Annotated in this window: 8 protein-coding genes; all 8 read right to left on the bottom strand. The window is 62.1% G+C overall.

From position 1 onward, the window contains the following. Positions 1-300: 300 nt before the first annotated feature. On the bottom strand, positions 301-642 hold the full coding sequence (locus tag AC27E8_RS11055) for a hypothetical protein (RefSeq protein WP_487097675.1): 342 nt from the start codon (positions 640-642) through the stop codon (positions 301-303). Positions 643-682: 40 nt separating this feature from the next. Then, positions 683-1,027, bottom strand: a complete 345-nt coding sequence (locus AC27E8_RS11050; RefSeq protein WP_487097673.1) for a cytidine deaminase family protein — start codon at positions 1,025-1,027, stop codon at positions 683-685. Between the two features lie 158 nt (positions 1,028-1,185). After that, complete coding sequence (locus AC27E8_RS11045; protein ID WP_014462910.1) at positions 1,186-1,974, bottom strand: GNAT family N-acetyltransferase; 789 nt, start codon at positions 1,972-1,974, stop codon at positions 1,186-1,188. A gap of 218 nt (positions 1,975-2,192) precedes the next feature. Then, positions 2,193-4,652, bottom strand: coding sequence for a DNA gyrase subunit A (gene gyrA, locus AC27E8_RS11040; protein ID WP_487097671.1), 2,460 nt, complete (start codon positions 4,650-4,652; stop codon positions 2,193-2,195). A 55-nt stretch (positions 4,653-4,707) separates the two neighbouring features. After that, positions 4,708-6,621 carry a DNA topoisomerase (ATP-hydrolyzing) subunit B gene (gene gyrB / locus AC27E8_RS11035; protein ID WP_014462907.1) on the bottom strand — a complete coding sequence of 638 codons (1,914 nt, stop codon included), beginning with the start codon at positions 6,619-6,621 and terminating at the stop codon, positions 4,708-4,710. A gap of 78 nt (positions 6,622-6,699) precedes the next feature. Then, the gene (recF, locus tag AC27E8_RS11030) at positions 6,700-7,815 is read right to left on the bottom strand and encodes a DNA replication/repair protein RecF (RefSeq protein WP_487097668.1); all 1,116 of its coding nucleotides are present in this window, start codon (positions 7,813-7,815) and stop codon (positions 6,700-6,702) included. Beyond that, on the bottom strand, positions 7,796-8,026 hold the full coding sequence (gene yaaA / locus AC27E8_RS11025) for a S4 domain-containing protein YaaA (protein WP_014462905.1): 231 nt from the start codon (positions 8,024-8,026) through the stop codon (positions 7,796-7,798). Before yaaA ends, recF begins: the two co-directional genes overlap by 20 nt. Continuing rightward, a complete protein-coding gene (gene dnaN / locus AC27E8_RS11020; protein WP_487097666.1) occupies positions 8,026-9,150 on the bottom strand; it encodes a DNA polymerase III subunit beta in 1,125 nt (374 codons plus the stop codon). Before dnaN ends, yaaA begins: the two co-directional genes overlap by 1 nt. Between the last annotated feature and the right edge of the window lie 220 nt (positions 9,151-9,370).

Here is a 9,370-nt window from a genome sequence, read left to right as displayed (position 1 = left end):
GCCGCCAGCGTTCGTCCTGAGCCAGGATCAAACTCTCAATCCAAGTGCTTTATCCTGACCGTTCGGTCACAAGGACTTACGGGCTTGGTGGTCTCGTGTGTTTAGTTTTCAAGGAGCGATTCCCGCGCCACCGCGCGGATTTCCTGCCGCCTCGCGGGCGGCGAGAATGATACTATCACCGCCTCCCCCTCTGTGTCAAGCGGGATCGCGGAGAAAAATACGAGGAAAAAACAGGAATACTCAAGCGCAAACGCACTGATGGATCAGGCAACGGGCGCTTGATGCCCTCGTGGCCTGCGCTCAAGCGTCTCCTTCTTCGTCCTCCTGTTCAGGGAATCGTCCGTGCTTTGCAAGCCACGCTCTAAGATGCGACGCGTCACGTCCAGCGCGCTCCATTTCGATGACCTGCCGCTCGAACATCGTGAGCATGACACCCCAAAGTCGCTCCGCCACCGACTCTGCCAGCTCGTCCAGGCTCATTTTGCCGATGTTCTTCGTATCGATGAGCGATTCCGCCCACGCACAGAATTGTTGAAACTCCTGGCGGAACTTCGGGTCTTCGAGAACCTTCAGAAATTCCGGCGGATATTGTTGTCGGAATTCCGGATCCCGAAGTACATCCTCCAAAGTCTTAGCCTTCACTGCGCTCCCCCTTCCACACCATGCGCCATCTCTTTCGCCATCACGCGAGCCAATCATGGGGAAGAAGCTCTCCCAGCCTCACAATGACGCCCGGCGCCACCATGACCTCGGCCTCCCGGTTGTCGGGATGAAGTTGGCGAATGAACTCTCTGCAGCGCCCGCATGGCGGTAAGATCCGGCCGTCCCGGCCCACCGCCACCATCCGGGCGACGCGGTTTTCCCCCGCCGTGATCATGGCCGCCGCGGCCGCATGTTCGGCGCAGAACCCGAGGGAGCACGCCGTGTCAATGCACACACCCACATACACGTGTCTCTGATCCGTCTCGAGCGCCGCCGCCACGGATCCGGCCGTCGCCTCTGGAGAAAGTTGCCGAAACCCGTGCACGGATTAGGTTCCGGCGATGAGCTCATCAAACGTCATCGGCGCGCCTCCATCACTTCGCTGTAGAGGACTCCGCGCAAAGGTGAATCCGTTTTCCGGCTCATCGCGGCCTACACCCTCGTTCCCCCGCGACCAGCCATTCACCGCACCACGCTGGAGATTTACCTGAAAAACTGCGTCCACCCGCTCGTCACGGCGAATCCCAGGCGACGATAGATGCCACCAGCGTTGGGATTGTCGTAGTACAGGCAGAGGGTCTTGCCGCGCTCATCGAAGACGTCGCACAGCTTCGCCACGCACCGCGTGGCATAGCCCAGTCCTCGATACAGGGGGCGCGTGCACACGCCTACGACCATCGCCGTCCACGTGTTCTCGGCCACCGCGCTCGCGGACGCCGCCATCTCGCCGCGCTCTCCGGGAACGTAGAAACACAGCGTGTCGCCGGACTCGAACGATTGGCGAAGCGACAACTCGGTCGTGTTGCTGTTTGCAAACTCCGCGATGCTCTTTCGCAGTTGCCACAGTTGACCGACGTGATCGACCGTCGCCTGGTACACTCCCGAGGTGTCAACAAAGGGTCTCGGCGCACCCGGCGGGCGTTCGGCAAAGGCAAACTCCCGCACCTGCCGCGGTTGAAATCCGCCCACGTCCTGGAGGAGGCTCAGCGACACGGAATCTCCCTGCACCATCGTCCAAGCCGTGTTCGATTGCAGCATGCGGACAACGTCTTCTACGGCGTCGGGACCCTCCGTCGAAAAGATGTAGCTTCCATAGAAACGCAGTAGAACCGCGGTCACGCGTCCGTCGGTCAGATACCCGTACACCTCTTGAAAGGGCGCGTCGTAACCGTACCGCTCGATGTCGCCCGTGAGAAACGTGTGAAGCGCCGGCCGTTTCGACAAGTAGGCAACGACGCGGTCGTGATCGGACGCTGTCAGCCTTCGAAACATGCGGTCACTCTCCTCGTCTCGACCAGCGCCTCACGGCCTCACTTCTCCTTGACGATGGCGTTTACCACAATAAAGCAAAGCCCGACAAACGTCGCAAAGGCGAGAAACATCGCGCTCGTGTGCACGAGAAAATCCCAAAACGCGTTCTGCACCGACACCGCCTCCTCACTCGCATCGTAACAGAAGGGCGCGCCTCTATCCAAGCGCGCCCCATGCCATCACGGCTCCGAATCCTCGTCGTCCTTGACCACGCGGCTGACGGAGGCCACCTCGACGCCTTCATCGACGTTGATGAGGCGCACGCCCTGCGTGTTCCGGCTCAGCGTGGAGACATCTCGCACATGGATGCGAATCGCCACGCCAGCTTGTGTGACGATCATCACGTCGTCGTCTTCCGTCACCATGCACATCTCGATGGCATGCCCGTTCTTCGGCGTGCAGTTGAGCGTCTTGATGCCCTTGCCGCCGCGCGACTGCGCGCGATACTCGCTCACCGGCGTGCGCTTGCCGTAGCCGCGAGACGTGACCACGAGCACGTCGTGATCGTCCTCCGCCACATCCATGGCAATGACCTCGTCGCCTTCGCTGAGCGAGATGCCCTTGACCCCGGTCGCGGCGCGGCCCATGGGGCGCACATCGGTCTCCGGGAAGCGGATGGCGAGCCCGTTGCGCGTGACCATCATGATCTCCTTCGTGCCGTCCGTCAGCTTCACGCCGACGAGATCGTCGTCGTCGCGGAGGTTGATGGCGATGAGCCCGTTCTTGCGCACGTTCGAGTACTCGGCGAGCGGCGTCTTCTTCACGATGCCCTGGCGCGTGGCAAAGAACAGGTACGTGTCGCCGATCTCGGCCGGATCGAGCGACTTGACCGGGATCATCGCGGTGACCTTCTCGCCCTGCTCGATGTTGAGCAGGTTCACGATTGGCGTTCCGCGCGCCTGCCGGCTAAATTCCGGCACGTCGTAGGCCTTGATGGCATACATGCGGCCGCGATTCGTGAAGAAGAGCAGGTAATCGTGCGTCGACGTCACGTGCAGCCCGGTGACGAAATCCTCCTCATGCGCGTTGATGAGCGTCATCCCCCGCCCGCCGCGGCGCTGGCTGTGGTACGTGGAGAGCGGCAGCCGCTTGATGTAGCCGCGGTGCGTCAGGGCAATCACGACATCGTGCACCGGGATGAGATCCTCTTCGCTGATCTCGCCCTCGGCGTTGACGATGCGCGTGCGCCGCTCGTCGCCGAACCGCTCCTTGATCTCGAGGATCTCCTGCCGGATCACGCCGTCTAGGAGCTTCGGATCGGCGAGGATGGCCTTGAGCTCGGCGATGCGCTGCTGCAACTCTTGATACTCCGCCTCAATCTTCTCCCGCTCGAGGCCCGTCAGCCGCTGCAGGCGCATGTCCAGGATGGCCTGGGCCTGCTCCTCCGACAGCCCGAACGTCGAGATGAGTCCCTGGCGCGCCTCGTCGACAGTGCGCGAGCTGCGGATGAGGGAAATGACCTCGTCCAGGTGATCGAGCGCGATGCGCAGACCTTCCAGGATGTGGGCCCGCGCCTCGGCTTTGGCGAGATCGTACTGCGTCCTGCGGCGGACGACGTCCCGCTGATGATTCAGATAGTGCTCGAGCGTCTCGCGAAGCGTGAGCACCTTCGGCTCGCCGTTCACGAGCGCCAGATTGATGACGCCGAAGCTCGTCTGCAGGGCCGTGTGCTTGAACAGGTTGTTCAGCACCACCTGCGGGCGCACGTCGCGGCGCAGCTCGATCACGACGCGCATGCCGCGCCGATCGCTCTCGTCGCGGAGATCCGTGATACCGTCGATCTTCTTCTCGCGCGCGAGCTCCGCAATTTTTTCCACGATGCGCGCCTTGTTCTGCTGGTACGGGATCTCTGTCACCACGATGCGCGTCTTGCCGCCGGAGAGCTCCTCGAAATGGGTGACCGCGCGCACGGTGATGGAGCCTCGGCCCGTCTCATAGGCCTTTCGAATCCCCTCGCGGCCCAAAATGACGCCGCCCGTCGGGAAGTCCGGGCCCTTGATGACCGTCATCAGGTCGTCGAGCGTCGCGTCCGGACGGTCGATCAGCATGACGACGCCGTCGATCACCTCGCGCAGGTTGTGCGGCGGGATGTTCGTCGCCATGCCGACGGCGATACCGCTCGATCCGTTGACGAGAAGGTTCGGGAAGCGGGACGGCAGGACGACGGGCTCTTCTTCCTGCTCGTCGTAGTTGGGAATGAAGTCGACCGTCTCCTTGTTGATGTCCCGCAGGAGTTCAAGCGCGATGGCGGACATGCGCGACTCGGTGTACCTCATGGCCGCAGCCGCATCGCCGTCGATGGATCCGAAGTTCCCGTGCCCGTCGATGAGCGGATATCGCGTCGAAAAATCCTGCGCCAGCCGCACCAAGGCCTCATACACCGCCGCGTCGCCGTGCGGGTGGAACTTACCCAGCACGTCGCCCACGATGCGCGACGACTTCTTGTACGGCTTGTCCGGCGTCATGCCTGCCTCGTACATCGCGTACAGGATGCGCCGATGCACAGGCTTCAGGCCATCGCGCACGTCCGGAATGGCCCGGGCGACGATGACGCTCATCGCGTAATCAAGAAACGAATTGCGCAGCTCTTGGCTGATGTCCACCGGCAAAATGCCGCGAGAGCTGCTCTCGTCTGCCATGCATGCCACCTCTCATCTGGTTCCACCCGGGCCAAGCGTCGCCCGTGTGTCCGTGTCAGACGTCCAAATTGCGGACAAATCGCGCGTGTTCCGCGATGAAATCCCGCCGCGGCTCGACCTTGTCCCCCATGAGGATGCTGAAGATCATGTCCGCGTCCATCGCATCCTCCATCGTGACGCGAAGCAGCGTGCGCGACTCCGGATCCATGGTCGTCTCCCAGAGCTGGTCGGCGTTCATCTCGCCGAGCCCCTTGTACCGCTGCAGCCGCACGCCCTCGCGACCCATCTCCTGCAGGATCTGCTCGAGCTGGGCGTCGGAATAGGCGTACCGCACCACTTTGCCCTTCTCGATCTTGTAAAGCGGGGGCTGGGCGATGTAGATGTAGCCCGCGTCGATGAGCGGCCGCATGAACCGGTAGAAGAGCGTGAGCAACAGAATGCGAATGTGGCTCCCGTCGTGATCGGCATCCGTCATGATGACAATCTTGTGATAGCGGGCCTTCGAGATGTCGAAGTCGTCGCCGATGCCCGTGCCGCACGCGGTGATGATGGCGCGGATCTCCTCGTTCGCCAGCACCTTGTCCAGGCGCGCCTTTTCCACGTTGATGATCTTCCCGCGCAGCGGCAGAATGGCCTGCGTCTGCGGATCTCGCCCCATCTTGGCCGATCCGCCCGCGGAATCTCCCTCGACGAGAAACAGCTCGGACCGCTCCGGATCCTTCGAGCTGCAGTCGGTGAGCTTGCCAGGGAGGCTCGTCACGTCCATCTTCTTGCTGCGCGTCAACTCGCGCGCGCGCCTTGCCGCCTCGCGCGCCCTCGCCGCGAGAATGCACTTGTCCACAATCTTCCGCGCGATGGACGGGTTTTCCTCAAGGAACATCTGCATCCGCTCGGCGAAGAGCGTCTCGACGATGCCGCGGACCTCGCTGTTGCCGAGCTTCGTCTTGGTCTGGCCCTCGAACTGGGGCTCCGGAACCTTGACGCTCACCACGGCGGTCAGCCCCTCGCGGACGTCGTCGCCCGTCATGCTGTTGTCGTTTGACTTCAAGAAGCCGTATCGCCGAGCGTAGTCGTTGATCACGCGCGTGAGTGCGCTCTTGAAGCCGGCCTCGTGCGTGCCGCCCTCCGCCGTGTTGATGTTGTTCGCGAACGAGTAGACCGTCGCCGTGTACCCGTCGTTGTACTGGAGGGCGATCTCGACCGCCACGTCGTCCTTCACCGCCGAGACGTAGATGGGATCGTCAAACAGCACGTCCTTCGACTGATTCAGCCAGCGGACGAACTCTGCGACACCCCCGTCGTACTTGAAGACCGCGCGCTTGCCGCCCTCCCGCTCGTCCTCAAACACAATTTCCAGGCCTGCGTTGAGGAAGGCGAGTTCGCGTAGACGGTTCATGAGTGTCTCGGCCGAGAACACCGTGGTCTCCGTGAAGATCTCGGGATCCGGCTTGAACGAGACCTTCGTCCCCGTCTTGTCCGTCGTGCCTATGACCTTCAGGTCGTAGAGCGGCGTGCCGCGCTCGTACTCCTGCACATAAATGCGGCCATCGCGATGCACTTCGACGCGCATCCACTCCGACAGCGCGTTCACCACGGAGGCACCCACACCGTGCAGACCGCCCGAAACCTTGTATCCTTTTCCACCGAACTTGCCGCCCGCGTGCAGCGTGGTCAGGACCGTCTCGACCGCGGGCCTTCCGGTCTTCGGGTGAATGCCCACGGGAAACCCGGCCCCGTTGTCTATGACGGTCACGCTGTTGTCCGGGTGGACCTGCACCACGATGCGCGTGCATCGCCCGGCGAGCGCTTCGTCGACGGCGTTGTCAACAATCTCCCACACCAGGTGGTGCAGCCCCTTCGCGCTCGTCGAGCCGATATACATGCCAGGCCGCTTGCGCACAGCCTGGAGCCCTTCCAGGACTTCAATTTGCGACTCGTCGTAAACCTGTTCCGGTATTCGATCCGCCAAAGAAGTTCCCTCCGCCTCAGAACACAACAAAAAGCGGCTCGGCGCCCATCCTCTCAGGATCGCCGAGTTTTCCGCACTTCAGACGCGTTCTTCGGCTATTATACCAGAACAAACTCGGAACAGCCGGAAATCGTCCAGCTCCTGGCCGAGTCGATTGAGGCTGGTCGTGGTGATGACCGTCTGCACCTTGCGGCTCATGCCCAGTACGAGGTTGCGCTGGCGGAGATCGTCGAGTTCGGACAGGACATCATCCAGCAACAACACGGGATACTCGCCGAGCTCCTCGCGCATGAAATCGATCTCGGCGAGCCGAAGCGACAGCGCAATGGTCCGCTGCTGTCCCTGACTGGCCGCCGTGTGGACTTCTCGGCCGTCGAGAAAGAGCAGCACGTCATCCCGGTGAGGACCGACGCTCGTGGTGCCCAAGCGCAGATCCTGCGCCCGGTTTTTCTGGAGCGCGCGCTGTAAGGTTTCTGTCATTTCTTCCACCCTCATGTCTTCCTCGACGCCGGAAACGGAACTTCGGTACGAGAGCGCAAACTCTTCCCGGCCGCTCGCGATGTCGCTGTAGATGCGGGCGGCGTATGCGCGCAACCGCGCGAGAAACCGTAGGCGCCGGTGAATCACGTGCGCACCATGAAACGCAATCTGATGGTCGAACGTGGCGAGCACGTCGTCGTCCGGGGACAGCGAAGCGGTCTTCAGCCAACGGTTTCGCTGCAAAAGCGCGCGATTGTAGAGGCTCAGGTGGTGAAGGTACAAGGGCTCCAGCTGCCCGAGTTCCGTGTCGAGAAACCTGCGCCGAACGCGGGGACTGCCCTTGACGAGATCGAGATCCTCCGGCGCGAAGAGCACCACCTGCACTTGGCCGACAAACTCGGTCATCCGCCCCACCTGAACGCCATTGGCGAACGCCCTGCGCCCCTCCGGCCCCAGTTCCAGCATCAGGCGCCGGTCTCCGTACCGCGTCGAGGCCTCTAACAGGATGCGGGCGCGGTCCTGTTCCCAGCGGATGAGGTCGCGATCCCGATGCGCTCTGTGCGACTTGCCCACAGCGATGAGCAGCATGGCTTCCAACGCGTTCGTCTTTCCCTGGCCGTTCTCGCCGACGAGCACGTTCACCCCTGGCGACAATTCGATCTCGGCCTTCGCATAGTTGCGAAAGTCGTGGAGTTCAACGCGCCGGATGTCCATCCGATTCGCTCACCACGCGATACACCGCGCCTTCTACTTCGATCTCGTCGCCGTCGCGCAGTTTCCTGCCGCGCCGCGTCTCCGTGGCCCCGTTGACGCGCACGCGCCCTTCGGCGAGAAACGACTTGACCTCGCCGCCCGAGGCCACGATTCTCACCTTTTTTAGCAGTTGACCCAATGTGATGTGCTCTCCTCGAATGTGAACGTCCATCACGACCTCCAGAGTATCGGCGAGATGAGCTGCAGCATGGACGGATCGCCGCTTCGCTCGATGACGAAGGCCTGATTCGCCCCGTTGAATCGAATGGCGATCTCAGCGGCGTCGAGTGCACGCACGGCTTCGATCACGTACCGCCCGTTGAACGCAATCTGCAGATCTTCGCCTTCCTTGCGCAGGGCGCTCAGCGTCTCGGAGACGTTTCCGACCTCCGGGGAATGCGAGGTCACCGTGAGCGTATCGCCCGTCACCTCGAGGCGCACCATGTGATTGTCTTTGTCACGGGCGATGAGTGCGGCGCGATCGATGGCGTGAAGAAATGCGTCTCCGTCCAGCACCACCTGTGTGCGCGCCGAGCGAGGAATCAGCCGCGAAGTGTCGGGATACGTGCCCTCCAGGAGGCGAGTGTAAAACCGCGTCGAGCCGACCACAAAAAGGCCGTGGCTCGGCGTGAGGATCATCTCCACGGGCGTCTCGTCCTCCGGCAAGATCTTCGCCAACTCGGAGAGCGACTTCGCCGGGATCACCACCTGGCGTTCGGGCAGATCCGCCTGGGGCACGCGGTGCTGGGCGAGCCGCAGGCCGTCGGTGGCGATGAACGTGAGGTGCGTGGGATCCGACGTGATCGACACGCCGGTCAATACCGGCCGGACCTCCGACGTGGCCGCGGCGAAAACGGTGGACTCGATGAGCCGCCCCAACGTTTTGGCAGGGATCTGCATACTCTCATAGCCCATGAAGCTTGGCAACTCGGGGAACTCCTCGGCATCGATGCCATGAAGGTGAAATTCCACGCTTTGCGCGGAGATTTCCGTCATATAGTTGGCGTCGACGCGCATATGAATTTCCGTGTCGGGGAGCTTGCGCACAATGTCGCCGAAATATCGGGCGGGCAGGACGATGGCGCCCGTCTGATGGACGCGGAGTCCGGTTTCGTCACCGACCGGTACACGCGTCTGAATCGCGAGTTCGAGATCATAGGCGGTTGCGACGATCTCGTCCTCGTGAACCTCGATCAGGATCCCCATCAGCACCTGTTTGGGGGTTCGCACAGCCACGGCCTTGGAGACAATCTGCAGGGCGTTCAAGAGCGCCTGCTTTTGCAGTGAGAATTCCATGCGTCGACTCCCTTCCCTGTGCAGAGCAGCGTCGGATTTCATCGCGGGCGTTGCATCAGGATCAGCAGGAGAAGTAAGGAAGGATCCTGATCATCGTCGTGATCATGATCAGCGCGGTGGATATGTGGACAACCCGTCGATCTCGCCGCAGCCTTCATGCACAGCCTGTTGACAACTTTGTGGATAAGTTCGCTGTTTCGCGCTGTTGACCTGTGGACAA

It is taken from the genome of Alicyclobacillus sp. CIJ1, assembly GCF_057538885.1.
This window is presented reverse-complemented; position numbering and strand designations above follow the sequence as displayed.